Raw genomic sequence first — 25,782 nt, 5'->3', positions numbered from 1 at the left:
GAACACTCGGGCCGAGTCCGGTACATTCGTTCCAGACACACATTCCAGAGGAGCTCCCGAATGGGCGCCAGAGACCTGATCCGCCAGCGCTTCAACGAACTGAGCCCTGCACTGCAGCAGGTGGCGCGCTATGTGCTCGACCATCCGAACGAAGTCGTCACGGCATCGATGCGCAACGTGGGCACGCGCGCGCAAAGCACGCCCGCCACGCTGGTGCGCTTTGCGCAGCACCTCGGCTATGCGGGCTGGCCGCAGCTGAAGGAAGCCTTTGCGGGCGACATGGGCCTTGGCACCGAAACGTACGGCGGGCGCGCCAAGCAGCTCATCGGCCGTGCGCAAGACCGGAGCCTCACGGGCGAGATGTTCGAGGTGCAGCGCCGCAACCTGGAGGCCACGCACCAGCAGAGCGAGCAGGCGCTGCAAAAGGCCTGCGCGTTGATCGAGAAGGCGCCCGCGGTGCACGCGGCGGGCTTCAGGGCGTGCTTTCCGATCGCGTTCTCGTTCGTCTACGTGTACCGGCTCTTCCGCGCCAGCGTGCACCTGGTCGACGGCCAGGGCGGCTCGCTCGAAATGCAGCAGCGCGCCTTTGCCAAGGGCGATGCGCTGGTGGTGGCCAGCTTCATTCCCTACTCGCGCGAGGCACTGCAGGTGACGCAGGCAGCCAAGGCGGCGGGTTGCCGCATCGTCGCCATTACCGACAGCGTGACCTCACCGCTCTCGCTGCTGGCGGACGAAACGCTGCTCTTCACGATCAACAGCCCTTCGTTCTTCCCCTCGGTGGCGGCCGGCGTGGCCGTGACCGAGGCGCTGGTCGAACTGCTGGCGAGCCGCGCGGGCAAGCCGGTGATCCGGCGCATCGACCAGGCGGAAGCGCAGCTGTTCGAATCCGGTGCGTACCTGGTGCCGCCTGTGGCGCGCGGAGGCTAGAAGCCAAGGAACTAGGCATGGCGGCCCAATCGCATGCTGCAGCGCCGCATCACGGAACCCCGCAGGAACCGCCCGGTCCAACAGCTGTCGCGGTTTTGTGCTGCGACAGGAGGTAATGACCATGAAGCAGGTGAAACATTGGCAAGACCCGGTCAACGTCGTTCTCGGCGTGTGGCTGATCGTCTCGCCTTGGGTCCTGGGTTTCCAGGACGTGACTTTCGCGATGTGGAGCACAGTGGCGACAGGTATCGCGCTGGGCGCCGTGGCGCTGGGGGCGACCCTGGTACCGCGTGCTTGGGAAGAGTGGACCGAAGGCGCGCTCGCCATCTGGCTGGCCGTGTCTCCCTGGGTACTCGGCTTTGCCACCATCGAGAACCCGATGGTCAATGCGGTGCTCGTATCCGCTGCGATCCTGGTGCTCGCACTCTGGGTGCTTGTGACCGACAAGGACTACCTGGGCGGATCCATCGACCGTCACGCGCACTGAAGGCACGTTGATTACGTTGCCCCAGCCTGCCAACCGCCGCCGAGGGCTTGAATGAGCGCCACTGCGGCGGTCTGGCGATTTACAAGCAGCTGCACCAGGGTGCGGCGTGCGTTCAACGCGGCTGCCTGCGCGGTGACCACTTCGGTGTAGCTGACCTGGCCCGCACGGTAGCGATTGAGCAATTGCTGCTCGGTCTTGTCGGCCGCGGCCGAGGCTTCGCGCCGCAGGCCTTCCTGCTGCGCCAGCGCGGCGCCGGCCGTCAATTGGTCTTCCACCCCCTGGAACGCGGCGAGCACCGTCTGGCGATAGCGCGCCACGCTGGCTTCATGGCCCGCCTTGGCCGAATCGACGCTCGCGCCGATGGCGCCCGCATCGAACACCACCTGCGCCACCGAAAGGCCGAGCGCCCACAGCGTGTTGGATGCGTTGAACAGGTCTTTCACGCGGCTCGCGTTGCCGCCTACGGAAGCGCTGAGCCCGAAGTTCGGGAAGTACGCCGAACGCGCAATGCCGATCTGCGCATTGGCCGCCGCCACCGCGCGCTCGGCGGCCGCGATGTCGGGCCGGCGCTGCAGCAGCGTGGACGGCACGCCGGTCGGAATGCCCGGCACCGTGGGCGTCCACTGCGCCGCGGGCAGGCTGAAGTCGGCAGGCGCCACGCCCACCAGCATGGCAATGGCGTGCTCCAGCGTGGCGCGGGTGCGCTGCAGGCCCACGCGCTCCGCTTGCGCGGTCACGAGCTGGGTCCGCGCCTGCAGCACGTCGGTCTGGGCGGCAATGCCGGCCTGGTAGCGGTTGTTCGTGATTTCGAAGGCGCGCTGGTAGCCCTCGATGGTCTGGTCGAGCAGCACGATCTCGGCGTCGGTTTCGCGCAGCGAAAAATAGTTGGTCGCCAGGTCGCCGATGGCCGACAGGCGCGCCGAAGCCAGGTCGGCTTCGCTGGCCTGGGCATTGGCCTGCGCGCTGCTTACCGCTTGCCGCAGCCGGCCCCATACATCGGGCGCCCAGTCGACACCGAGCGTTGCGGAAAAAGTACTGGCCGCATTGCTGGTGCCGCCGACGTTGCCGCTTCGCCTGCCGCTGCCGTCGAGCGACACCGTCGGGAACAGCGCAGCGCGCTCTCCCCGCACCAGCGCCTGGGCCTGCGCGTAGTTGGCCACGGCGGCGGCGATGTTCTGGTTCGACACCTGCACGCGGGCGGCCAGCTCGTCGAGCGTGGCATCGCCGAAAAGCTTCCACCATTCGCCGCGGTCGAGCGCGTCGGCCGGTGCAGCGGGCAGCCAGCCTTCGGCGGTCTTCTGCTCTTTCCAGCCGGCGGGCGCGGCCGAGGTGGGTACTTCGTAGGCGGGACCCACGGCGCAGCCGGCCACCATGGCGGCCAACACGAGTGCGGACAGCCTGCCGGGCAGATGCGAAAAGATGCGTTGTCGTTGTTTCATGGCAGGTTCGTTCGTTCTTCTCTTCATGTCGGCGAGCTCGCGGCGCGGCTCAGGTGCCGCTCGCTGCCGGAACGCCGGCGCAGCTTGTCGAGCAACACGTAGACCACGGGGGTCGTCAGCAAGGTGAGCAGCTGGCTCGCCACCAGGCCGCCGATGATTGCCACGCCCAGCGGCTGGCGCAGTTCGGAGCCCTGGCCGAAGCCGATGGCCAGCGGCAGCGCGCCCAGTGCGGCGGCGAGCGTGGTCATGAGAATCGGCCGGAAGCGCAGCATGCAGGCCTCGCGCACCGCTTCCACGGCCGAGATGCCGCGCGCGCGCTCGGCCTCGAGCGCAAAGTCGATGATCAGAATCGCGTTCTTCTTCACGATGCCGATCAGGAGGAAGAGCCCGATCAGCGCAATGATCGAAAACTCCATGCGGAACAGCAGCAGCGCCAGCACCGCGCCCACGCCCGCGGAAGGCAGCGTGGTCAGCACCGTGATCGGGTGGATCAGGCTTTCGTAGAGCACGCCGAGCACGATGTAGATGACCACGATGGCCGCCACGATGAGCGCCAGCTGCTGCCCCTGCGACTGCTGCGCCGCCAGCGCCGTGCCCTGGAAGCTGCCGCGCACGTTCACCGGCATGGCAATGTCCGCCTCGGCCTGCGCAACGATGCGCCGCGCCTCTTGCAGCGTGACGCCCTCGCCCAGGTTGAACGAGACGGTGCTCGCGAGTTCGGTGTCCTGGTGGTCGATGGAACTCGGCACCGCGCGTTCGCTCACCTTGGCAATGGCCGAAAGCGGCACCATGAGCGTGGTGTTCGCCGCCAGCGCCTGCCCGGTGGAGGCAGTGCGCAGCCCCGGGTTGGCCGAGGTGGTGGTCGAGGTGCCGGTGCTTGCATCGGTGGTATTGGCCAGGGAGTTGACGGTGGTGGCGCCGCTCGCGGTGGTGCTGGTGGTGAGCGTCGAAGGCACGTACAGGTCCTTCAGCACCACGGGCGCGCGCTGGTAGCGCGGCGCCCACTCCATGATCACGGAATACTGGTTGAGCTCGTCGTAGATGGTGGCGACCGAGCGCTGGCCGTAGGCGTTGTAGAGCGCGTTGTCGACCGCGCTCGAAGTCACGCCCAGCCGGGCGGCGTTTTCGCGGTTGACGTCGACGAAGGTCTCCACGCCGTTGTCCGACTGGTCGCTGTCGACGTCGGTCAGCGCGGTTTCCTGGCGCAGCCTGTCCGCCAGCTTCGCGGTCCAGGTGCGCAGGTCGGCGAGGTTGTCGCCCTTCAGCGTGTACTGGTAGGTGGAATTGCTCGAGCGCCCGCCCATGCGCAGGTCTTGCACCGGGCTCAGGAACACGCGCAGGCCGGTCAGCTGGTTGAGCTGCGGCCGCAGCCGGTTGACGACCGCCGCGGTCTTCTCGGTACGCTGCGACAGCGGCTTGAGATTGACGAACATGAAACCGCCACCCGAGCGGCTGCCGCCCGCGAAGCCCACCACGGTGTCGACCGCCGGGTCCTTGTGGATGATGTCGACCGCCTGGCGCAGCTTTTCGCTCAGCGCCACCGACGAAATGCTCTGGTCCGCGCGCAGGCCCGCATTGAGCTGGCCGTTGTCCTGCTCGGGGAAGTAGCCCTTGGGAATGGCGGAGAACAGATACACGTTGAGGCCCACCACCGCCAGCAGCACCACCATGACCACGGCCTTGCTCGCGAGCGCCCAATCCAGGCTGTGGGCATAGGTGCGCAGGCTCCACTGGTACACGCTCTCCGACATGCGCGCAAAGCGCCCCGGCGGCTTGGCGTCGGGCTCCTCGGGCTTCAGCAGCATGGCGCACAGCATGGGCGTGGTGGTGAGAGAGATGACCAGCGATATCAGCACCGCCACCGACAGCGTGACCGCGAATTCGCGGAACAGCCGGCCGATCTGCCCGTCCATGAACAGCAGCGGAATGAACACCGCAACGAGCGAGAGGCTGATCGACAGCACGGTAAAGCCCACCTCGCGCGCGCCGCGCAGGGCCGCCTCGATGCGGCCCACGCCGGCTTCGATGTGGCGGCTGGTGTTCTCGAGCACCACGATGGCGTCGTCCACCACGAAGCCGGTGGCCACCGTGAGCGCCATCAGGCTCAGGTTGTTGAGGCTGTAGCCCAGCAGGTGCATCACGCCGAAGGTGCCGAGCAGCGACACCACCGTGGCCACCGCGGGAATGATGGTGGCGCGCGCCTTGCGCAGGAACAGGCCGACCACCAGCACCACCAGCGCGATGGAGATCATGAGCGTGGCCTCGATCTCGTGCAGCGAGGCGCGGATGGAGTTGGTGCGGTCGGAGGCCACCTGCACCTCGATGTCCTGCGGCAACTGCGCGCGCAGTTCGGGCAGCAGCTCGCGCACGCCGTCCACGGTCTCGATGATGTTGGCGCCGGGCTCCTGCGTGACCAGCACGATCACCGCCGGCTGGCCGTTGAAGAGGCCCAGCGTGCGCGTGTTCTCCACGCTGTCGATCACCCGCGCCACGTCGCCCAGCCTCACGGCGGCGCCGTTGCGCCAGGCAATGACCATGTCGCGGTACTCCACGGCGTGGCGGCCCGGGGACGGCGTGTAGATCTGCAGCCGGCGGTCGTCGTTCTCGATCGCGCCCTTGGGCCGGTTGGCATTGTTGGCCTGGATGGCGGCGCGCACGTCTTCGCTGCTGATGCCGAAGCGGTTGAGCGAGAAGGGCTCGAGCTCCACCCGCACGGCCGGCAGCGAGCCGCCGCCGATCTCGACCTCGCCCACGCCTTCCACCTGCGAGAGCTTCTGGCTCACGATGTTGGACACCGCCTCGTAGATCTGCCCCGGCGTGCGCGTCTTGGAGGTGAGCGCCAGAATCGCAATGGGCGCGGCCGTGGGGTTGCGCTTGCGGTAGGTCGGGTTGCTGCGCAAGGTGGCCGGCAGATCGGCCCGCGCCGCGTTGATGGCCGCCTGCACCTCGCGCGCGGCGCTGTCGATGTTGCGCTTCAGGTCGAACTGCAGGCTGATGCGGGTCGAGCCGTTCGAGCTGGTCGAGGTGAGTTCGTTGACGCCCGCGATCACGCCGAGCCGCCGCTCCAGCGGCGTGGCAACGCTCGAGGCCATGGTGCTCGGGCTCGCACCCGCAAGGCTGGCGGAGACCGAGATGGTGGGAAAGTCGACCTGGGGCAACGGAGACACAGGCAGCACGAAGAACGCCGCAATCCCGGCCAGCGCGATGCCGATGGTCAGCAAGACCGTCGCAATCGGGCGTTCGACGAAAGGCCTGGAGAGGTTCATTCGGCCACAACCTCCGGCTTGCGCCCGAACCGGCGGCCCATGCGGTCAAAGGCCAGGTACACCACCGGCGTGGTGAACAGCGTGAGCACCTGGCTCACCACCAGCCCGCCGAAGATGGCCAGGCCCAGCGGCCGGCGCAGCTCGGCGCCCTCGCCCCAGCCGAACATCAGCGGCAGCGCCGCAAAAAGCGCCGCCAGCGTGGTCATCAGAATGGGCCGGAAGCGCAGCAGCGCCGCCTGGTGAATGGCCTCCTGCGGCGACTTGCCTTCGCGCCGCTCGGCGTCGATGGCAAAGTCGATCATCATGATCGCGTTCTTCTTCACGATGCCGATCAGAAGAATGATGCCGATGATGCCGATCACGCCCAAGTCGTTGCCCGTGACCATCAAGGCAAGCAGCGCGCCCACGCCGGCCGAGGGCAGTGTCGAGAGAATCGTCAGCGGGTGGATGTAGCTCTCGTACAGCACGCCCAGCACGATGTACACGCACACCACCGCCGCCAGAATGAGCCACAGCTGGTTGGAGAGCGATTTTTCGTAGGCCCCCGCCGCACCCAGGAAGCTCATGGTCATGCTCGCCGGCATGCCGATTTCCTTGGCCGCCGCGCGAATGGCCGCCACCGATTTTCCGAGCGCCACGTTCTCGGCCGTGTCGAAGCCCACCGTGGCGGCAGGGTACTGCGCCACGTGCGTCACCTGCAGCGGCGCGGCCTGCTCGCGCACCGTGGCAATCGACGACAGCGTGGTCGCGCCACCGCCGCCGGTGCGCAATTGCAGGTTGCCCAGCAGCTGCGGCGAGGCCAGGGCTTCGCGCTGCGCTTCGAGGATCACGCGGTACTGGTTGGTTTCGGTGAAGATGGTCGAGACGATGCGCTGGCCGAATGCACTGTAGAGCGTGTCGTCCACCGAACTGGCCGTGACCGAGAGGCGCGACGCCGTGTTGCGGTCGATGTCCACATAGGCAGCCAGGCCCTTCGCGCCTGCGTTGGTGGTGGCATTGCGCACCAACGGTTCGGAGCGCAGGCGCTCCACGAGCTTTTGCGCCCAGGCATCGACGGTGTTGGTGTCCACCCCTTCGAGCGAAACGCGGAACTCGGTCGGACCGGTTTCGGCATCGATGGTCAGGTCTTGCGTGGGCTGCAAATACAGCGTCACGCCCGCCACGGCGCGCACCCGCTCGCGCAGGCGCTGCATCGTGTCTTCCTGGTTGCCGCGGTCGGCGCGCATGTTGATGAGCATGCTGCCAGTGTTCAGCGCCGTGTTGTTGGCCGCGTCCACGCCCACCACCGAGCTCACGCTCGCCACCTCGGGGTCGGCCAGGATGGCGTTGGCGGCTTGCTGCTGCAGCTCGGCCATGCGCGTATACGACACGTCCTGTGCCGCCTCGATGCGCGCCTGCAGCTGCCCGGTGTCCTGCGTCGGAAACAGGCCCTTGGGAATCACCACGTAAAGCAGCACGGTAAGCGCCAGCGTGGCCACCGCCACGATGAGCGTCAGCAGCTGGTGGCGCAGCACCCATTGCAGCCACACGTCGTAGCGGGCAATCACGCGGTCAAAGAAGCGCTGCACGCTGGCACCGAAGCGCCCGCCCTCTTCGGCTTGGGGCTTGAGCCAGCGCGCCGACATCATCGGCACCAGCGTGAGCGACACCACGGCGGAAATCAGGATGGTGATGGCCAGCGTGACGGCGAACTCGCGGAACAGCCGGCCCACCACGTCGCCCATGAACAAGAGCGGAATCAGCACCGCGATGAGCGACACCGTGAGCGAGATGATGGTGAAGCCGATTTGCGTGGCCCCCTTGAGCGCGGCCTTGAATGGCGGCTCGCCCTCTTCCAGGTAGCGGGCGATGTTCTCGATCATGACGATCGCGTCGTCCACCACGAAGCCGGTGGCAATGGTCAGCGCCATCAGGCTCAGGTTGTTGAGGCTGTAGCCCAGCAGGTACATCAGCCCGCACGTGCCGATGAGCGAGATCGGCACCGCAAGGCTGGCGATGATGGTCGCGCGCACGCTGTGCAAAAAGAAGAAGATCACCAGCACCACCATCACCACCGCCAACCCGAGTTCGAGCTGCACGTGCGAGACCGAGGCGCGGATGCCGGTGGTGCGGTCGCTCAGCACCTCCACCTTCAGCGAGCCCGGCAGCGAGGCCTCGAGCTCGGGCAACTGCTTCTTGATGGCGTCGACAGTGCCGATTACGTTGGCGCCCGGCTGGCGCTGCACGTTCAGGATGATGGCCGGGTACAGCGCGGGTTGCTGCTCGCCGGTGCGCAGCGCGGCCCAGGCGCCCAGCTGCGTGTTCTCGGCACCGTCGACCACGCGCGCCACGTCGGTCATCTTCACCGGCGCGCCGTTCTTCCACGCGACGATGAGGTTCTTGTAGTCGTCCGCCGTCACGAGCTGGTCGTTCGCGTTGATGGTGTAGGCCCGCCGCGGGCCGTCGAAGCTGCCCTTGGCGCTGTTGGCGTTGGCCGCGGTGATGGCGCTGCGCAGCGTGTCCAGCCCAATGCCAACCGAAGCCAGCGCATTGGTGTCGGCCTGGATGCGCACGGCCGGACGCTGCCCGCCCGAAAGCGACACCAGCCCCACGCCGCTGACCTGGCTGATCTTCTGCGCGAGCCGCGTGTTCACGAGGTTCTGCACCTCGGTGAGCGGCATGGTCTCGGAGCTCACCGCCAGCGAGAGAATGGGCGCGTCGGCCGGGTTCACCTTGGCGTACACGGGCGGCGCCGGCAGGTCGGCCGGCAGCAGCGAGCCGCCGGCATTGATGGCGGCCTGCACCTGCTGTTCGGCCACGTCGAGGGTCTGGTCGAGCGCGAACTGCAGCGTGACGATCGACACGCCCGCTGAGCTCACCGAGCTCATGCGGTTGAGCCCGGCCATTTGCCCGAACTGACGCTCGAGCGGCGCGGTAACGGTGCGGCTCATCACCTCGGGGCTGGCGCCCGGGTAGAGGGTCTGCACCTGGATGGTCGGGTAGTCGACCTGCGGCAGCGCGGCCAGCGGCAGCAGCCGCAAGCCCACGAAGCCGGCCAGCACGATGGCGACCATCAGCAGCGCCGTGGCCACCGGCCGTTCGATAAAAGGGCGTGAGGGGCTCATCGCGAACGCGCTCGCTGGTTCCGTGGGTTGCTGCTATTGCTCGTCATTGCGGCGGACGCTGGCGCCGCCGCTCTCCGCCTTCGCCACGCGCTCCGCGTGGGCCCGATGCCGCACCGCGCGGGCCCGAGGCGCCGCCGCGCGGGCCTGCAGCGGGCCGGTCGCCCTGGAGCTGCACGACGCCGCCGTCCTTGATGCGGTCGCCGCCCTCGGTCACGACGTTTTCGCCGGCCTGCAGGCCCGAAGTGATGGCCACCACATCGACATTCGCCTCGCCGCGCTTCACCTGGCGCATGGAGACGGTGCGGTCTTCGTTGATGACATACACGTAGTCGCCATTGGGGCCGGTGCGCACCGCCGTGACCGGCACCACCACCGCGCGCACCTTGCGCAGCAGCAACTGCACATTGACAAACTGGCTCGGGAACAGCGTGGTCTGTGCATTGCCGAAGCGGGCCTTGGCCCTGACGGTGCCGGTGGTGGTGTCGACCACGTTGTCGAGCGTGGAGAAGGTGCCCGTGTCGAGCGTGGCCGCGCGGGTACGGTCGAAGGCGGTGACCGGCAGCGGCTCGCCCTTGGCAAGCTGGGTCTGGATGTCTGGCACGCGGTCTTGCGGCACCGAGAACTGCACGTCGATCGGGTTCATCTGCGTGATGACCGCGATGCCCGTGGTCGCGTTGGCCGTGACGGTGTTGCCCGCATCCACCGCGCGCAGGCCGATGCGGCCGGCCACGGGCGAGGTGATGCGGGTGTAGTCGAGGTTCAGCTTGGCGGCGGCCTCGGCGGCCAGGTCGGTGGTGACGGTGCCTTCGAGCTGGCGGACCAGCGCAGCCTGGGTGTCGACGTCTTGCCGGGCAATGGAGTCTTGCCCCAGCAGCGTGCGGTAGCGCACGAGCGTGACGCGCGCCGCCTCGAGCTGCGCCTCGTCGCGCTGGCGCGTGCCGCGGGCCTGCATCAGCGCCTGCTCGTAGGGCCGGGGATCGATGCGCGCGAGCAGTTGGTTCTTGGCGACCGTCTGCCCTTCGGTGAACAGGACCTCGGTCAGCACGCCGCCGACCTGCGCCTTGAGCGTGATGGTTGCCAGCGGCGTGACGGTGCCGAGCGCGTCGATGGTCACCGGCAATTCGATCTCGCGTGCCCTTGCGTTGCCGACCGTGACGGTCGCACCGCCGAAGCCCGGCCCGCCGGCGGAGCTGCTCTTGCGGTTGATGAGGTACCAGGCGCCGCCTCCCAGCACCACCAGCAACAGCAGCGCGATCAGGCTGCCGAGCCAGATTCTGCGGCGCGAAGGCGGCCGGGGAGGTGGAGACGAGGCAGGGTGTACCGGTTGAACAGCAGGCGAATCGCCGGAAGAAGGCTCGGAGTTCGGTGATTCCATGTGTGTGTGGCAGTGCGCAAGTACAGCCGCTAGTGGAGCGCTGGATCGTAGCGCTCCTGTCTTCCGAACCGTAAAGCGCCGGTAAAGCTCCGGAAAACGGCGCGTTTCGCGCCGGCTGGCTGCGTCTCGCGCCGCCGGCTTGCATTTCGTCGCAGGCCGGTGGCGACTGCATGGGGGCGCCGGCACAGTCCGGCCCATCGAATCGCCTTTTCAACGGAGAACCGCCATGCTGCTGCAAATCATTCTTCACACCCCGAAGTGGGTCTTCGCCGTCTTCGCGCTGCTTCTGTGGCTCGGCTGCAAGCAACTGCTGTCCGGCAGCGTCAGCCTGACCAAGGTCACCGTGATGCCGATTGCCATGACCGGCCTCTCGCTGGCCGGCGTGATCTCGGCCTTCGGCGACTCGCCCGGCGCCCTGCTCGGCTGGGCCGTTGCGGCGGCCGCGCTGGTGCTGCTGGTACTCCAGAGCCCCTTGCCCGCCAGCACCCGCTACGACCGTGCGGCACGCGAGTTTCATGTGGCCGGCAGCGCGGTACCGCTGGTGCTGATGATGGGCATTTTCCTCACCAAGTACGTGGTGGGCGTGTCCCTGGCCATGCACCCCGAACTGCGCCAGCAGGCCAGCTTCGCCGTCGCGATTCCCATGCTGTACGGCGCTTTCAGCGGCATTTTCGCGGCGCGCGCCGTGCGGCTTTGGAAGCTGGCCGCCCGCACCGACGCCGTGGCCATCGAAGCCCGTGCGGCCTAAGATCGCCAGCCGATTCATCGACTGCCGCCAAACCAGCCATTCAAGCCATTCGTTATCGGAGAACTGTCATGAACACCACACAAGCGAACCCTTCCGCCGGCGACATCGAAAAGCGCGCCCGCCGCCGCGCCGGCGCCAAGATGGGCTGGTACATCCATGCCTTCGTCTATGTACTGGTCAACCTCGGGTTGGTGGCTATCTCCGCTTCGCGCGGCCACAGCTGGGCGGTGTATCCGCTCATGGGCTGGGGCCTGGGCCTGCTGATTCACGGCGCCGTCATCTGGTTCATTGCGCCCGGCGGCAGTTTTTATGACCGGCTGGTGGAGCGCGAACGCCGCACGCTGCGTGGAGGCGATTCTTGATAGCAGCCCCGCCTCCCAGGGTGGTTTCCCGGGCCGAGAACCTGCGGGACCTGCTGCGGCACGGCCTGATCACCGCAGCCTGCTGCTGCGTCATTGCGGCCGCCATCACCGCATCCGGAGGCGGCCGCTGGAGCGAGCAGCTTGTCTATTCGCTGTCTATCGGACTCATCAGCTGGTTTCTCATCGACGTGGGCCGGCTGCTGCTGAGCGGGCAGGAGCCCATCCGCTGGCCCCGCGGTGCGCGCGGCGTCGTGCTGGTGGCGGTGAGCGTGACCATCGGCTTTTTCGCGGGCCAGGCCATTGGCGATGCATGGAGCGGCCGGCCGATGTTCGCGTTCTATAAGCTGGGCCAGGCGAAGATGGTCTCCACCATTGCCATCACGCTGGCAGCCACCGCCGGCATCTCCTACTTCTTCTACAGCCTCGGCAAGAGCAGGCACATGCAGGGCCAACTCAACGTGGCGCAGCGCAACGCCACGGAGGCGCGGCTCAAGCTGCTCGAAACACAGCTTGAACCGCACATGCTGTTCAACACGCTGGCCAACCTTCGCGTGCTGATCACGACCGATCCGCCGCGCGCCGTGGCCATGCTCGACCGCCTGAACAACTACCTGCGCATGACGCTCAGCGGCTCGCGCGCCCTGGCGCATCCTCTGTCGGCCGAGTTCGAACGGCTGGCCGATTACCTCGAACTGATGTCGGTGCGCATGGGCGAGCGACTGCGTTACACACTCGATCTGCCCGCTGAATTGCGCGACACGCCGGTGCCGCCGCTGCTGCTGCAGCCGCTGGTTGAAAACAGCATCCGCCACGGGCTCGAGCCCAAGGTGGAAGGCGGCGAGATCGTCGTGCGTGCACGGCAAGAGGCGGGTCGGCTCGTCATCGAAGTGAGTGACACCGGTGTCGGCCTCGACGCGGCCCGGCCCTCGCCGATCGAAAGTGACGAAGGCGGCGAAGGCAGCGGTTTCGGGCTCGAGCAGGTGCGCGAACGGCTTGCCACCGTGTATGGCGACCAGGGCCGCATGAGCCTGGCCGCCGGGCCTTCGGGCGGAACCCTTGCCACACTCAGCTTTCCATTGCAGCCCCACCCATGAATCCCACCGCCCTCATCGCCGAAGACGAGCCCCTGCTCGCCCACGCCCTCAAGGCCGAACTTGCCGCGGCATGGCCCGAGCTGCAACTGCTTGCCACCGCGGGCGACGGCCGCAGCGCCGTGCGCGAGGCGCTGCGGCTGCTGCCGCAGGTGCTGTTCTTCGACATCCGCATGCCCGGCCTCGACGGCCTGGGTGCCGCCGCGGAACTGGCCGACCGCTGGCCCACCGACGAGGCGCCCATGCCGCAACTCGTCTTCGTGACCGCCTACGACGAATACGCCGCCCGCGCCTTCGAGACCCAGGCCATCGACTACGTGCTCAAGCCCGTGCAGCCCGAGCGCCTGCGCAAGACCGTGCTTCGGCTTCAGCAGGCATTGGCAGCGCAGCAGCAGACAAAGCCGGCCCCCGCCGCAGCCGACGAAGCGCTGGAGAGAACCCTTGCACAGTGGCGCCAGGTGCTGGCCGCCGCGGGCAACGGCGGGTCGGCACTGCCCGCTTCCACTGCCCCGCTGCGCATGATTGCCGCCAGCGAAGCCGGCGGCAGCACCGTGCGCATGGTCCCGATCGACGAGGTGCTGTATTTCGAGGCGGCCGACAAATACATTCGCGTGCTGACCGCCACGCACGAATACCTGATTCGCACGCCGCTGAAGCAGCTGCTGACCCAGCTCGACCCCGAGGTCTTCTGGCAGGTCCACCGCGCGGTGGTGGTGCGCAGTTCGGCCATCGAGGCGGTGCATCGCGACGAGGCCGGCAAGCTGCACCTGGACCTGAAGGGTCGGCCCGAAAAAATTCCCGTCAGCCGGCTTTATGGCCACCTCTTTCGCGCCATGTGAAATCGACAGTCGAACGCGCATGAAAAAGCCGACTCCTTCAAGGGAACCGGCTTTTTTTGACTTTGCGAATCGCGCCTTGAAGGCGCTATGGCTTAACGCCAGTGGCGATGGCCGTGGCCGTGCCCATAACCGCCGCGGTAGTAGCCACGCGGTGCGTAATACGCCGGCGGCGCGTAGTACACCGGTGCCGGGCGGTAATAGACCGGCGGCGGCGGACGGTAGTACACCGGGGGCGGCGCGTCGTAGTACACCGGCGCGGGGGCCGAATAAACCGGGGCCGGATAGTAGGCCGGAGCGCCCACTCCCACGGCAACCCCCGGCAGACCCACGCCGATTGACCAGCTCACGTCACCGCGGGCACTGGCCGAAGTGGCCGCAAACAAAGCACCGGCTGCCACGACACCCGCGGCGGCCCATTTGAAGAAGGTTGAACGTGTGAGGCTCATGATCTTGGACTCCTGGTTGGGGCGTTACCCGCCCATGTAGGTATTGAACGCGCCAAATGCAAAGCGGTTGCCCGCCGTAGTGTGAAGAACGTTGCCAAAAGTAACTGGCGGGGGGTGCACTCTAGAATGCCGCAATGACCTCCCCGACCGACAAAGACAGCGCAAAAACAGCCGCTGCACCGAGTAATTTCTTGCGCCACGTGATCGAAAACGACCTTGCGCAGGGTGCCTATTCTGGCCGCAAATGGGGCGGTTCGCCCGGCGACGCTGCCCATCACGCCCAGGGCATGGCCGATCCGGCCAGGGTGCGCATGCGTTTTCCGCCCGAACCCAACGGCTACCTGCACATCGGCCATGCCAAGAGCATCTGGCTCAATTTCGAGCTGGCCAGGGAATACGGCGGCGTGTGCCACCTGCGCTTCGACGACACCAACCCCGAAAAAGAAGAGCAGGAATACGTCGACTCCATCCGCGACGCCGTCAAATGGCTCGGTTACGAGACCTACCTGGCCGACCGCCCCAGCGCGCCGGGCACCCTGCAGCCGCACGAGTACTTTGCGAGCGACTACTTCGACTTCATGTACGAGGCCGCCGAATACCTCATCGGCGCCGGCCTCGCCTACGTGGACGAACAGACGGCCGACGAAGTGCGCGCGAACCGCGGCGACTTCAACACGCCCGGCACCGACAGCCCCTTCCGCACCCGCACGCCCGAAGAAAACCTTGCGCGCTTCCGCGCCATGCAGGGTGGCCAGGTGGCCGATGGCGCCGCCATCCTGCGCGCCAAGATCGACATGGCCAGCACCAACATCAACATGCGCGACCCCGCGCTGTACCGCGTGCGCCGTGCCACCCACCACAACACCGGCGACAAGTGGTGCATCTACCCGATGTACACCTTTGCGCACCCCATCGAAGACGCGCTCGAGCAGATCACCCATTCCATCTGCACGCTGGAGTTCGAAGACCAGCGCCCGTTCTACGACTGGCTGCTCGACCGGCTGGCCGAAGGCGGCCTCATCGCCAGCCCGCATCCGCGCCAGTATGAATTTGCGCGGCTCAACGTCACGCACGTGCTCACCAGCAAGCGCAAGCTGCGCCAGCTGGTCGAAGAAAAGCACGTCGACGGCTGGGACGACCCCCGCATGCCCACCCTGGCCGGCCTGCGCCGCCGCGGCTACACGCCCGAGGCGCTGCGCCTGTTCTGCGAACGCAGCGGCACCACCAAGTCCGGCGGCTGGATCGACTACGCCAGCCTGGAGGCCGCGCTGCGCGACACGCTCGACCCCACGGCGCCCCGCGCCATGGCCGTGCTCGACCCCGTCAAGCTGGTGATTACCAACTGGGGCGAGCTGATGGGCGGCCCCAACAAGGATGAAAGCGTCCTCGACGACTGCTCCGCCCCCGTGCACCCGCACCACCCCGAAATGGGCAAGCGCGAGTTCAAGCTCGGCCGCGAGGTGTGGATCGAGCGCACCGACTACGAAGAAGTGCAGCCCAAGGGCTTCTTCCGCCTGTTCCCGGGCAACAAGGTGCGGCTCAAGTACGGCCACGTCATCGAATGCACCGGCGGCACCAAGGACGCGAGCGGCAAGCTCATCGAAGTGCAGGCCACGCTGGTGCCCGACACCAAGAGCGGCACGCCCGGTGCAGATGCCATCAAGGTGAAGGGCAACATCACCTGGGTGGCCGCGGCGGATGCAATGCAGGCCGAAGTGCGCTTGTATGAACGGCTGTTTGCGGCCGCCAATCCGGGCAGCGGGGAGCTGATGGATGAGCTGAACAAGGCCAGCCTTGAAACCTGCTCTGCGTTCGTGGAGCCGTCACTGGCCAAGGCTGAAGACGGCGCGGCATTTCAGTTCGAGCGGCACGGGTACTTCGTGCTCGATGCGCAGGCGGGTGCAGACGGCAAGCGGGTGTTCAATCGCGCCGCGGGCATGCGGGACAGCTGGGGCAAGTAATCCCTTCCCGCCTGATCCGCTTCAACAAGCCCTACGGCGTGCTCAGCCAGTTCACGCCCGAGGGCCGCTGGCGCGGGCTGAAAGACTTCATCGACATTCCCGGCGTCTACGTCGCCGGCCGCCTCGATGCCGACAGCGAGGGTCTGCTGCTGCTCACCAACGACGGCCAGCTGCAGGCGCGCATCGCCGATCCGCGCTTCAAGATGGAGAAAACCTATTGGGTGCAGGTGGAAGGCGTGCCCACTGAGGAGGCGCTTGCCGCGTTGCGCCAAGGTGTGCAGCTCAACGACGGCCTCACGCGCCCGGCCCGTGCGCGCCTGCTCGATCCCCCGCCCGATGTGTGGGCGCGGCAACCGCCCATTCGCGAACGCAAGAGCATTCCCACCGCATGGCTGGAGCTGGCGATCAGCGAAGGCCGCAACCGTCAGGTGCGGCGCATGACCGCCGCCGTGGGGCTTCCCACCCTGCGCCTGATTCGCGCTGCCATCGGGCCGCACACGCTGGACGGATTGGCGCCCGGCACCTGGCTGGAATAGCGCAATAGCGCCACCGCACACCTTTCATTCATTCGATCTCGTATGCGCAGCAATCGATCCCATTTTCCCGACCTCCTCTCGCCCGCTCTGCTGAATCGCCGCCACGCATTGCTCGGCACGCTGAGCCTGCTGGCGCTGCCTGCTGCAACGCACGTCAATGCCGCGCCCCCTGCGAAGCCGAAGCAACAACAGCGCCCCGACGTCTGGCCGCACGCGTCCCAGGTGCCGGGCGGCGTCGCGCGACTGTCGCTCGGTCCGAATGCCAGACGACCGGCCGCCTTTTCAGGCGATGTGCCATTGCTCGTGCTGGGCGACGCCATCGAGTGGACGGCGCTGGTGGGCATTCCGCTCGCAGCCACTCCAGGCGACGCAAGCATCGTTGTGCGCCCCGAGAGCGGCGCCGAAAAACAGGTCGCCTACACCGTAGCCCCAAAGCAGTACCGCGAGCAACGCCTGACAGTGCCACCGCGCACGGTCGACCTGTCGCCCGAAAACGAAGCACGCTACGAGCGAGAACGCACGCATCTGGCCACCGTGATGGCCACGTTCACCGATCTGCGGCCCGATGCCGCGCTGCAGATGCGCGTCCCCGTACCGGGCCGCCGCTCCAGCTCATTCGGCCTGCGCCGCGTGTTCAACGGCCAGTCGCGCAATCCGCACAGCGGCATGGACATCGCGGCCGGCACCGGCACACCGGTGTTGGCGCCGCTGCCGGGGCGAGTGATCGACACGGGCGACTATTTCTTCAACGGCGGCACGGTGTGGCTCGACCACGGCGGCGGTTTGCTGACGATGTATTGCCACCTGAGCCGAGTGGATGTGAAAGTAGGCGACGTGCTGAAGACCGACGAGCAGCTTGCCGCCGTGGGCGCCACCGGGCGCGTGACGGGGCCGCATCTGCATTGGTCCGTGATGCTGAATCGGGCGATGGTGGATCCGGCGCTGTTCATTGCGGCTTGAGATGACCCTGCATCGGCGACGCGTTCACTCCTGAAATCGTCGTCGCCTGTTCTGCCGACCGACCTCAGATCGGCTTCGTCAAATACACCGCCTCGCGCCCCACGATCACGCGCTGCGCGGGCATGAAGATCGTGCACTCATCGCATGGCGCGCGAATCTCGTCAGGTCCGTTGATGGCAATCAGCTCGCCCTTGGCAAAGGTCTCGAAGCCGATCAGCGGGCGCACGAACGCAAACTCTTCCGACTTGATGACGTGGGTCTGCAGCAGTTCGAAGCGGCGTTGCGGACCGGGCGCGGGCGCAGCCGGGTCCTTGTCGATAAGGCCGAAGTGCGCCAGAAAGTCGAGCGAGATGGCGGTGGCCAGCTCCGACGCAGAGCGCAGAAAGTGTTGGCCGCACTCCGCCACCAGCGCCACGCCCTTGCCTTCGGGCAGGCCATGGCGGCCATGCTGGATCAGCGGCGTGCCTGAGCCCAGGCCGTCGGGCATGACCAGGTGCACCGAGGGGCGGCCGATGGCCAGCGCCGCTTCGGCATTGCGGTCGTAGGCGGGGTACACCCAGAACGGAATCACGGGCTGGCTGGTGGAGTGAATGTCCAGGATGTGGTCGGCCGCGCTCACCACCGGGCGCAGCACGCGAGCGCGGCGCAGTTCGGGGCTGTCTTCGGTGCCGTCGAGCCATGCGGGCGACCAGATGCGGTTGAGGTTGTGCACCAGCTGACGGCTGTCGAAGGGCAGCGCCTTGTCGAAGGACTCGTACGCTTCCACATTGGCAAAGCTCACGGTCAGCGTGCCGATTTTCGGGCGCACGTTGGTGTCGAGCAGATGCGTGGCGGCGGTCATGCCGCAGATTTCGTTGCCGTGCGTGAGCGCGTTGATCAGCACGTGCGGGCCTGGCTTGCCGGACTCGAAACGGTGCACATAGTCGATGCCGACGTTGCCCTTGCGGTAGGCGGAAAGGTCGCGGGGGAGGACTTCGAGGGCGGGGGGCGTTTGGGTCATTGGGCGGTGGTGAGTATTCAAGCGGAGCGGTCGGGCGAGTTTGCTACAGGCCGCGCTTTTTTGCTCTTGTGCTGGCCGCAGCTAAATCAGGCGAACAAGCGCATACCGGGCGGCATTGCTCTACCCCGTCTTTTCGCAAGCCGAATGCATACGCTTCAGCCCGCTCCGTTTACCAGTTCACCTCACGCTCCGGCGTCGCCGAAATGTGGTGAATCGACAGATCGGCGCCGTCGTATTCCTCTTCCTGCGTGAGCCGCAGGCCCATGGCGGCCTTGAGTACGCCGTACACCGCCGCCCCCGCAAGTGCAGCCCATGCCACGCCCATCAACGTGCCGATGAGCTGGGCCCACACGTTCACCCCACCGATGCCGCCCAGCGCCTGCGTACCGAAGATGCCGGCCGCAATGCCGCCCCAGGTGCCGCAGAGGCCGTGCAGCGGCCACACGCCGAGCACGTCGTCGATCTTCCATTTGTTCTGCGTGAGCGTGAACATGAAGACGAAGATGGCGCCGGCCACGCCGCCCACCACCAGCGCGCCCAGCGGGTGCATCAGGTCGGAGCCGGCGCACACGGCCACCAGCCCGGCGAGCGGGCCGTTGTAGACAAAGCCGGGGTCGTTCTTGCCCATGGCCAGCGCGACCAGCGTGCCGCCCACCATGGCCATGAGCGAGTTCACGGCCACCAGGCCGGAGATCTTGTCGATGGTCTGCGCACTCATCACGTTGAAGCCGAACCAGCCCGCGCACAGGATCCATGCGCCCAGCGCCAGAAAAGGAATGTTCGACGGCGGATGGGCGCTCAGCGAGCCGTCGCCGCGGTAGCGGTTGCGGCGTGCGCCCAGCAGCAGCACAGCGGGCAATGCGAGCCAGCCGCCCACCGCGTGCACCACCACCGAACCGGCAAAGTCATGAAACTCGTGGCCGGTGACCGAGGCGATCCAGCCCTGGATGCCGAAGGCCTTGTTCCAGGCGATGCCCTCGTACAGCGGATACACAAAGCCGACGATGACCGCCGTACCGATGAGTTGCGGCCAGAACTTGGCGCGTTCGGCAATGCCGCCCGAAATGATGGCCGGAATGGCCGCGGCAAAGGTCAGCAGGAAGAAGAACTTCACCAGCTCGTACCCGCTCTTGGCCGCCAGCTCGGTGGCGCCTACGAAGAAGTGGGTGCCGTAGGCCACGCCGTAGCCCACCAGGAAGTACACGATGGTCGAGACCGAGAAGTCGACCAGGATCTTGACCAGCGCATTGACCTGGTTCTTCTTGCGCACGGTGCCCAGTTCCAGAAAGGCGAAACCGGCATGCATGGCAAACACCATGATGGCGCCGAGAAGGATGAACAGCGCGTCTGCGCCCTGTTTGAGTGCGTCCATTGGAGCTTCTTGCAGTTTTTGGTTTGAATTGGTGCATTGCACCCGGATTGCCCGAGGCAGCGCCACAAGGAAGCAAAAATGGTGCCTGAAGGCTCTTTCCTGGTGCGCTACGGCCCGTTAATGGGCGTTCTCAGTGCAAAGGCCGCACCGGAACAGAACAGCTGAAAAAAAACGCCGATCCCGGTCAGCTGGCACCGGCGCGCAGCGCATCGCGGTAGCGGCGGCTGCACGGCACCGTGGTGCCGTCGTGCATGTGCAGCCGGGCATCGCCACCGCCCAGCGGCTCTATTTCCTTGATTCGCCCCAGGTTGACCGCGTGGCTTCGGTGCACGCGCACGAACTGGGCGGGGTCGAGCTGGGTCAGAAAATCGGTGAGTGTGGCGCGAAGCAGGTAGTCGTGGCCGTTGACGTGCAGGCCGACGTAGTTGCCTTCGGCCTGGAGCCAGTCGATGTCGCTCGCGGCAATCAAGAATTCGCGCCGCAGCTTGCGCACCAGGAAGCGCTCGGGGCGCGCGGCAGGCGCGGGCGGGGGCATTTCCGGCATCGAGGGTTCGAATCCCTCCGGTTCCGCCGGAGCCAAAGCCGGCATGGCCTGCCCTCCTTCTTCCGGCGCATCGAGCACCCGCGCCTCGCCCTGCAGCCGGAGCACGAACAGCCGGTAGGCCCAGATGCCGAAGACGATGCTCACGTACACCCGCACGTCCTTCAGATATTCGTAGCCCCACTGGCGAGCCCAGCCGCCGAAGTCGTAACGCTCGCCGGCCACGGCATAGACCAGGGCCCGCAGCCCGAACATGCCCACCACGTGGACCAGGCTGAACACCACGCTCGCCACCGCATGCCAGGCCAGGAAGCGCAGCACATGGCCGCGCACCAGCGGCGACAGCCGGTGCTCGACGGCGACCAGCGCCGGAACCAGCAGCAACAGCACCAGGTGGCTCGAGCCCTCCCAGGTCGCGACTTCCCAGTTGGCGCGCGGCACGGCGCGCGTGCGCATATCGACGATGGCCACCACCGTGCTGAACACGGCCTGCAAGGTCATCAGCACGATCCAGAAAGCCACCTCCACATAGCGGCGGACCGGCTCGTAGCGCTCGTACAGGTTTTTGCGGTGGTCTCCCATGGCCGGGGATTCTCGCGAAAACGGGCCTTGGGGCGGGCGAATTTCGCCCCGTCTCGTCCCTCGGGGCCACCGCTCGTCACAAAACGGGGGCCATCCGTCCCTCGGGTGCGCCGCACGGGGGCCAGGGGGCCGAGCATCGCGGCTTACTGCTTCGAGGAGCCCTCCGATGATCGCCGCCCCCACTCTTCTGCCCGACCACCGCCGCCACGACATCGACGCGCTGCGCGCGCTGGCCTTCCTGCTGGTCATCCTGTACCACGTGGCGATGTACTACGTGGCCGACTGGCCCTGGCACCTCAAGAGCCCGCATGCGGCCGAATGGCTGCAGTGGCCGATGCGGGTGATCAACCTCTGGCGCATGGACCTGGTGTTTCTGATCTCAGGGGTGTCGCTGGGCTTCCTGAGCCGCAACCAGGGCACCTGGAGCCTGCTGCGCAGCCGCGGCGCCCGGCTGATGCTGCCGCTGGCCCTCGGCATGGCGGTGATCGTGCCCTACCAGGCCTATGCGGAGGGCGTGGCCAACGGGCTGGTTGCGCCGGGCTTCGGCGCATTCCTGCCGCGCTATCTCTCGATGAGCAACCCTTGGCCGAAACAGGCGTTCGCCGGCGCGGAGTTCGGCATCACCTGGAACCACCTCTGGTACCTGCCCTACCTGTTCACCTACACGGCGCTCATTGCGCTGACGCTGCCGTTGTGGAAGTCGCCAGCCGGCCAGTGGATGCGGCGCAGCTTCAACGGGCTGCGCGGCTGGAAGCTGCTGTTGCTGCCGGCGCTTCCGTTGCTGGTGTGGACGATGCTGCTCGCCCGGCACTTTCCGCCCACGCACAACCTGATTCGCGACTTCTACCTGCACAGCATTTTCTTCACCGTGTTTCTCTACGGCTACTGGATGGGCGCGGACACAGGCGTGTGGCGCGAGTTGGCGCGCTTGCGCCGGGTGTCGCTGGCGATGGCGGCAGTGGCAATCGCCGCTTTCATCGTGCTGCGGCTCGGCGCGCAGGGGCCGCCTTCCGGCGTGCCGATGGACACGCTGCGCATGCTCTACCTGTGGCTGGCGGTTGCCGCCATCCTCGGCTACGGCCACCGCCATCTGAACCGGCCCTGGCCGTGGCTGCGCTGGGCCAACGAATCGGTGTACCCGTGGTACGTGCTGCACCAGACGCTGATCATCGCGGGCATTGCGCTGCTGGCCCCTCTTGCACTCGGCCCGGTGCTGGAGCCAACGCTGCTGGTCGCGCTGACCATCGCCGGCTGCTGGGCACTCACCGACGGGGTGATTCGCCGCTTCAACTGGTTGCGGCCGCTCTTCGGGCTGAAGCCCCGGCGCGCCCGTTGCAAAGCGGAAATCACGTCACCGGCAGAGCCCCTTCCACCGGAACCAGGATGGCGCTCCCCGTCGCCACGAGCTTGAGGCTGCCGTCATCGCCTTGGCCATAGAGCTCGGCGGTGGTGAACACCTGCTTGCGTCCGGCCTTCACCACCTTGCCGCGCACAATGAAGGCACGGCCCAGCGCGGGCGAGAGGCAGTTCACCGAAAAGTGCGATGCCAGCACCCGCCCCGCCACCGTGGAGGCCGCGAAGCCGCAGGCCGTGTCGAGCATTGCGCCGATGAGCCCCGCGTGCAGAAAACCGGCGTACTGGCCCATGTCCTCCTCGCGCCATTCCATGCGCAGTTCGGCTTCGCCGGCGGCGGCCCGGGTCACTTCGAAGCCGGCCCAGCGATTGAAGGCGGCGGTCTTGTTGATGGCCTGAATGGTGTCGAGCATGGCTGTCTTTCAGAGAAGAAGGATGAAGCGTCGAGAACGGAAAAGCCACTCTACGAAGCGGCTCCGCTGCGCGCCGTCGCGCCCGCGACCCGCAAGGCCCGCGCAGTTGCGTTGGCGACAGCGCACTTTTTTTCGGCGGCTTTAACCCCGGTCGGCGAGCCCCGCCGTATGAGTGGTGGAACGAACCACTACCGAGGCTCCGATGACAACAATCTCTTCTTCTTCCTTCTTCCGTGCCAACCTGCGCGTCACCGTCGTTGCCGCGGCGTGGCTGGTGCTCGGCACCGGCGCAAACGCCCAGGCCGTGGCAACCGCCGGGGGCGCGGATGCGTCGCGCATCACGCAAGTCAAGGTCTACCCTGGCAGCGCCACGGTGGAACGCGTGGCGCGCGTCGCAGCCGGCAGCCGATCGGTCACCTTCGCCTGCCTGCCCGCCGGCCTCGACGTGCAGAGCCTGCAGGTGTCGGCCGGCGCATCGGTGCGCGTGGGCGAGACCTCGGTGCTCAGCGAGGCGCGCGAACTCTCGGCGCGCTGCGCCACCAGCGCGCTCGACGGCCGCATCCGCGAACTGGAAGACCAGAAGGCCGCGCTGCAGGCGGAGAACGAGGCACTCGGCATGGTGACGGGCTATCTCAAGGGCCTCTCCGGCGGCGGCGAATCGGCACAGGGCGCACGTGCGCCGACGGACGCCCGCAACCTTGCCGCGATGACCGATGCGATGCGCCGCACCGGGCAAGACTCGCTGCTGAAGCAGCACCAGATCCAGCGCAAGCAGACCGACATCGACCGCCAACTCAACCCGCTGCTTGCCGAGCGCAAGCGCTCGCAAGGCGACGGTGCCCAGGTGATGGCGGTCACCGTGACGCTGGCCGCCAGCACCGATGCCGACGTGAAGCTGAGCTACCAGGTCAACGGCCCCGGCTGGACGCCCACCTACCGCGCGCTGCTCGACACCGCCACGCGCAAGGTGCGCATCGAGCGGCAGGCCCTGGTGGCGCAGGCCACGGGCGAAGACTGGCGCGGCGTGAAGCTGGTGCTTTCCACCGGCCAGCCGCGCCGCGAAACCACCGGCCGCACCCCGAGCGCATGGCGCATCGGCATCGAGCCGCCGCAGCGAGCGCCCGCGAGCCCGGTGGCCGCCATGATGGCAGCGCCGGCGCCCGCTGCATCCCTCGACCGCCGGCGCGCCATGGCCGAGGCTGCGGAGCCGCTTTTCGACGTGGCCGTGTTCGACAACAGCTTTGCCACCGAATTTGCCGTGCCGCAAAGCATCGACGTGCCCTCCAACGGCCAGCGCGTGACGCTGGCGCTGGGCCAGCACGAAGACACGGCGAAGCTGGCCGCGCGCACCAGTCCGCGCGTGGACCCGAGCGCCTTCCTCGTCGCCGAACTTGCGCAGCCGACGGGCGTATGGCCAGCCGGTCCGCTGCAGCTGTACCGCGATGGCAACTTCGTCGGCAGCGGCCGCTGGAACGCGCCGGGCGACGCGAAGCTCACGCTCTCCTTCGGCCGCGACGAACTCGTGCGCGTGCAACCCGAGCCCGAGCAAGACAGCCAGGGCACGGGCGGCTTCGTCGGCTCGCGCGCCGAGCGCAAGGTGCAGCGCGCCTATGTGGTGGAGAACCGCCACCGCACGCCCATCGCGGTGCAGGTGCTGGAGGCCGCGCCGGTGTCGGTCGACGAGCAGGTGCGCGTGGCCGCGCAGTTCTCGCCGCAGCCGGGCGAGCTGGCCTGGAACAAGCAGCCCGGCCTCGCGATGTGGAGCTTCGACCTGGACGCCGGCAAGACTGCGCGCGTGGCGGCCGACTACACCATCAGCTACCCGAAGGACGCGCGGCTGCAGATGCGCTGAGCGCTGAGCGCGCGCAGTTCAGTGCGGCTCGGGTGCCTGGCCTTCGGCGAGGTCGGCACCCGGCTTGCGCTTCTTGCCGCGTGCCGCTTTCTTTGCCTGCCGCTCGGCGTCGATGCGCTGCCCCTCGGCGAGCCACTGCGCAAACTCTTCGGGTGTTTCGAGCGTGATGCGCCCGAGGTTGCCGGCGCGAAACTCGTGCATCACGATTTCGGCGGCCTTCTGCAGGTTGACGCGGCCCTTGCCCAGCAGCGCACCGCGCTTGCGGCCGATGGTGTCAAGCACGTCCTCGTCCTTCATCCCGGCGATGGTTGCTGCATCGAGTTCGACCAGCTTGAATCGCTCCGCGATGCCCGCCGCATAGTGCGTCTTCAGGTAGTTGAGCAGCTCCAGCGCCACTTCTTCCTCGTCGAAGGCATTGCGCCCCACCGCACCGCTGGCGGCCAGGTTGTAGCCGCTCTTGGGCACCACGATGCGCGGCCACAGCATGCCGGGCGTGTCCCACAGGTAGAAGTCGTCGGCCAGCGTGATGCGCTGCTCGAGCTTGGTAATGCCGGCTTCGTCGCCAGTCTTGGCCTTGCGGCTGCCGGTCAGGGTGTTGATGAGGGTCGACTTGCCGACATTCGGAATGCCGCAGATCAGCACGCGCATCGGCTTGGCCATGCCGCCGCGGTTGGGCGAGAGCTCGTGGCAGGCGCGCACGATGGCCTGTGCCGGCGTGGTCTGGCTCGCATCGAGCGGAATGGCGCGCGTGGCCGGCAGCGCGTTGTAGTGCGCGAGCCAGAGCGCGGTGCGCGCGGCGTCGGCCAGGTCCTGCTTGTTGAGCACCTTCAGCGAGGGCCGCCCGGCCGTGAGTTCGGCCAGCATCGGGTTGGCGCTGGAGCCCGGCAGCCGCGCATCGAGCAGCTCGATGACCACGTCGATGTCCTTCACCCGCTCGGTGATGGCCTTCTGGGTCGTGTACATGTGCCCGGGGAACCACTGGATCGCCATCGATGGATGTTCTTTCGTTTGCTCAGTCTGCGAGGGGGTTGGCTCAAGAGGCCGGGTGCGCATTGTGGACCGGGAATGTGCGCCGGATCACGCCGCTACGTTTTCGATAGCTGCGCATGCCCATTTTGCCTGCGCTTC

The 25,782-nt window shown here is 67.2% G+C and carries 21 protein-coding genes; 11 read left to right on the top strand and 10 right to left on the bottom strand.

Annotated elements, in window-relative coordinates; all coding sequences use genetic code 11:
- The first annotated feature begins 60 nt into the window (after nt 1-60).
- A complete protein-coding gene (locus ABIC94_RS12930; RefSeq protein ID WP_354373398.1) occupies nt 61-927 on the top strand; it encodes a MurR/RpiR family transcriptional regulator in 867 nt (288 codons plus the stop codon).
- 121 nt (nt 928-1,048) lie between these two features.
- On the top strand, nt 1,049-1,414 hold the full coding sequence (locus ABIC94_RS12925) for an SPW repeat protein (protein ID WP_354373397.1): 366 nt from the start codon (nt 1,049-1,051) through the stop codon (nt 1,412-1,414).
- An 11-nt stretch (nt 1,415-1,425) separates the two neighbouring features.
- Here the strand turns inward: ABIC94_RS12925 and ABIC94_RS12920 are convergent, their stop codons facing one another.
- Genes ABIC94_RS12920 through ABIC94_RS12905 form a run of 4 tightly spaced genes read right to left on the bottom strand, consistent with a single transcriptional unit; the run spans nt 1,426 to nt 10,598 of the window.
- Nucleotides 1,426-2,853: an efflux transporter outer membrane subunit gene (locus ABIC94_RS12920; RefSeq protein WP_354373396.1), complete on the bottom strand. Its 1,428-nt coding sequence runs from the start codon at nt 2,851-2,853 to the stop codon at nt 1,426-1,428.
- 23 nt (nt 2,854-2,876) lie between these two features.
- Entirely contained in the window at nt 2,877-6,119 is a 3,243-nt protein-coding gene (locus ABIC94_RS12915; RefSeq protein WP_354373395.1) for an efflux RND transporter permease subunit, read from the bottom strand.
- Complete coding sequence (locus ABIC94_RS12910; RefSeq protein ID WP_354373394.1) at nt 6,116-9,223, bottom strand: efflux RND transporter permease subunit; 3,108 nt, start codon at nt 9,221-9,223, stop codon at nt 6,116-6,118. Before ABIC94_RS12910 ends, ABIC94_RS12915 begins: the two co-directional genes overlap by 4 nt.
- A 43-nt stretch (nt 9,224-9,266) precedes the next feature.
- On the bottom strand, nt 9,267-10,598 hold the full coding sequence (locus ABIC94_RS12905) for an efflux RND transporter periplasmic adaptor subunit (RefSeq protein ID WP_354373393.1): 1,332 nt from the start codon (nt 10,596-10,598) through the stop codon (nt 9,267-9,269).
- A 226-nt stretch (nt 10,599-10,824) separates the two neighbouring features.
- Here ABIC94_RS12905 and ABIC94_RS12900 point away from each other — a divergent pair, with 226 nt between their 5' ends.
- The 4 genes from ABIC94_RS12900 to ABIC94_RS12885 all read left to right on the top strand — a co-directional run bounded on the left by ABIC94_RS12900 (nt 10,825) and on the right by ABIC94_RS12885 (nt 13,638).
- Complete coding sequence (locus tag ABIC94_RS12900) at nt 10,825-11,346, top strand: DUF6622 family protein (RefSeq protein WP_354373392.1); 522 nt, start codon at nt 10,825-10,827, stop codon at nt 11,344-11,346.
- 68 nt (nt 11,347-11,414) lie between these two features.
- Entirely contained in the window at nt 11,415-11,708 is a 294-nt protein-coding gene (locus ABIC94_RS12895; protein ID WP_354373391.1) for a 2TM domain-containing protein, read from the top strand.
- Nucleotides 11,708-12,802: a sensor histidine kinase gene (locus ABIC94_RS12890; RefSeq protein WP_354373467.1), complete on the top strand. Its 1,095-nt coding sequence runs from the start codon at nt 11,708-11,710 to the stop codon at nt 12,800-12,802. Before ABIC94_RS12895 ends, ABIC94_RS12890 begins: the two co-directional genes overlap by 1 nt.
- Complete coding sequence (locus ABIC94_RS12885; protein WP_354373390.1) at nt 12,799-13,638, top strand: LytR/AlgR family response regulator transcription factor; 840 nt, start codon at nt 12,799-12,801, stop codon at nt 13,636-13,638. The genes ABIC94_RS12890 and ABIC94_RS12885 overlap by 4 nt, the downstream gene beginning before the upstream one ends.
- A gap of 92 nt (nt 13,639-13,730) precedes the next feature.
- On the opposite strand, the gene ABIC94_RS12880 is transcribed toward ABIC94_RS12885, so the two are convergent.
- On the bottom strand, nt 13,731-14,084 hold the full coding sequence (locus tag ABIC94_RS12880) for a hypothetical protein (RefSeq protein WP_354373389.1): 354 nt from the start codon (nt 14,082-14,084) through the stop codon (nt 13,731-13,733).
- Nucleotides 14,085-14,218: 134 nt separating this feature from the next.
- Between ABIC94_RS12880 and ABIC94_RS12875 the strand changes: the two genes are divergently transcribed.
- The 3 genes from ABIC94_RS12875 to ABIC94_RS12865 are packed head-to-tail and all read left to right on the top strand — an operon-like array spanning nt 14,219 to nt 17,541.
- Nucleotides 14,219-16,045 carry a glutamine--tRNA ligase/YqeY domain fusion protein gene (locus ABIC94_RS12875; RefSeq protein ID WP_354373388.1) on the top strand — a complete coding sequence of 609 codons (1,827 nt, stop codon included), beginning with the start codon at nt 14,219-14,221 and terminating at the stop codon, nt 16,043-16,045.
- Nucleotides 16,045-16,581, top strand: a complete 537-nt coding sequence (locus ABIC94_RS12870) for a pseudouridine synthase (RefSeq protein ID WP_055799122.1) — start codon at nt 16,045-16,047, stop codon at nt 16,579-16,581. Before ABIC94_RS12875 ends, ABIC94_RS12870 begins: the two co-directional genes overlap by 1 nt.
- A 42-nt stretch (nt 16,582-16,623) precedes the next feature.
- On the top strand, nt 16,624-17,541 hold the full coding sequence (locus ABIC94_RS12865; protein WP_354373387.1) for a peptidoglycan DD-metalloendopeptidase family protein: 918 nt from the start codon (nt 16,624-16,626) through the stop codon (nt 17,539-17,541).
- A gap of 64 nt (nt 17,542-17,605) precedes the next feature.
- Here ABIC94_RS12865 and ABIC94_RS12860 read toward each other — a convergent pair whose 3' ends face one another.
- From ABIC94_RS12860 to ABIC94_RS12850, 3 genes are all read right to left on the bottom strand, one after another.
- On the bottom strand, nt 17,606-18,541 hold the full coding sequence (locus tag ABIC94_RS12860) for a succinylglutamate desuccinylase/aspartoacylase domain-containing protein (RefSeq protein WP_354373386.1): 936 nt from the start codon (nt 18,539-18,541) through the stop codon (nt 17,606-17,608).
- A 169-nt stretch (nt 18,542-18,710) separates the two neighbouring features.
- Nucleotides 18,711-19,913 (bottom strand): ammonium transporter, encoded by a 1,203-nt coding sequence (locus ABIC94_RS12855; protein ID WP_354373385.1) that lies wholly within the window; start codon nt 19,911-19,913, stop codon nt 18,711-18,713.
- Nucleotides 19,914-20,097: 184 nt separating this feature from the next.
- Nucleotides 20,098-21,036, bottom strand: a complete 939-nt coding sequence (locus tag ABIC94_RS12850) for a LytTR family DNA-binding domain-containing protein (RefSeq protein ID WP_354373384.1) — start codon at nt 21,034-21,036, stop codon at nt 20,098-20,100.
- A 166-nt stretch (nt 21,037-21,202) separates the two neighbouring features.
- Between ABIC94_RS12850 and ABIC94_RS12845 the strand changes: the two genes are divergently transcribed.
- On the top strand, nt 21,203-22,447 hold the full coding sequence (locus ABIC94_RS12845; RefSeq protein ID WP_354373383.1) for an acyltransferase family protein: 1,245 nt from the start codon (nt 21,203-21,205) through the stop codon (nt 22,445-22,447).
- Here ABIC94_RS12845 and ABIC94_RS12840 read toward each other — a convergent pair.
- Nucleotides 22,383-22,802 carry a PaaI family thioesterase gene (locus ABIC94_RS12840; protein WP_354373382.1) on the bottom strand — a complete coding sequence of 140 codons (420 nt, stop codon included), beginning with the start codon at nt 22,800-22,802 and terminating at the stop codon, nt 22,383-22,385. The two genes, ABIC94_RS12845 and ABIC94_RS12840, sit on opposite strands and share 65 nt — an antisense overlap.
- A 202-nt stretch (nt 22,803-23,004) precedes the next feature.
- On the opposite strand from ABIC94_RS12840, the gene ABIC94_RS12835 reads away from it, so the two are divergent.
- The gene (locus tag ABIC94_RS12835; protein WP_354373381.1) at nt 23,005-24,654 is read left to right on the top strand and encodes a DUF4139 domain-containing protein; all 1,650 of its coding nucleotides are present in this window, start codon (nt 23,005-23,007) and stop codon (nt 24,652-24,654) included.
- An 18-nt stretch (nt 24,655-24,672) separates the two neighbouring features.
- Here ABIC94_RS12835 and ylqF read toward each other — a convergent pair whose 3' ends face one another.
- Nucleotides 24,673-25,644 (bottom strand): ribosome biogenesis GTPase YlqF, encoded by a 972-nt coding sequence (gene ylqF, locus ABIC94_RS12830; protein WP_354373380.1) that lies wholly within the window; start codon nt 25,642-25,644, stop codon nt 24,673-24,675.
- Nucleotides 25,645-25,782: the final 138 nt, after the last annotated feature.

This window comes from Variovorax paradoxus (assembly GCF_040544635.1).
Classification (GTDB): domain Bacteria; phylum Pseudomonadota; class Gammaproteobacteria; order Burkholderiales; family Burkholderiaceae_C; genus Variovorax; species Variovorax paradoxus_R.
The sequence above is the reverse complement of the archived record's forward strand: the minus strand, read 5'-3'. Positions and strand labels throughout refer to the sequence as shown.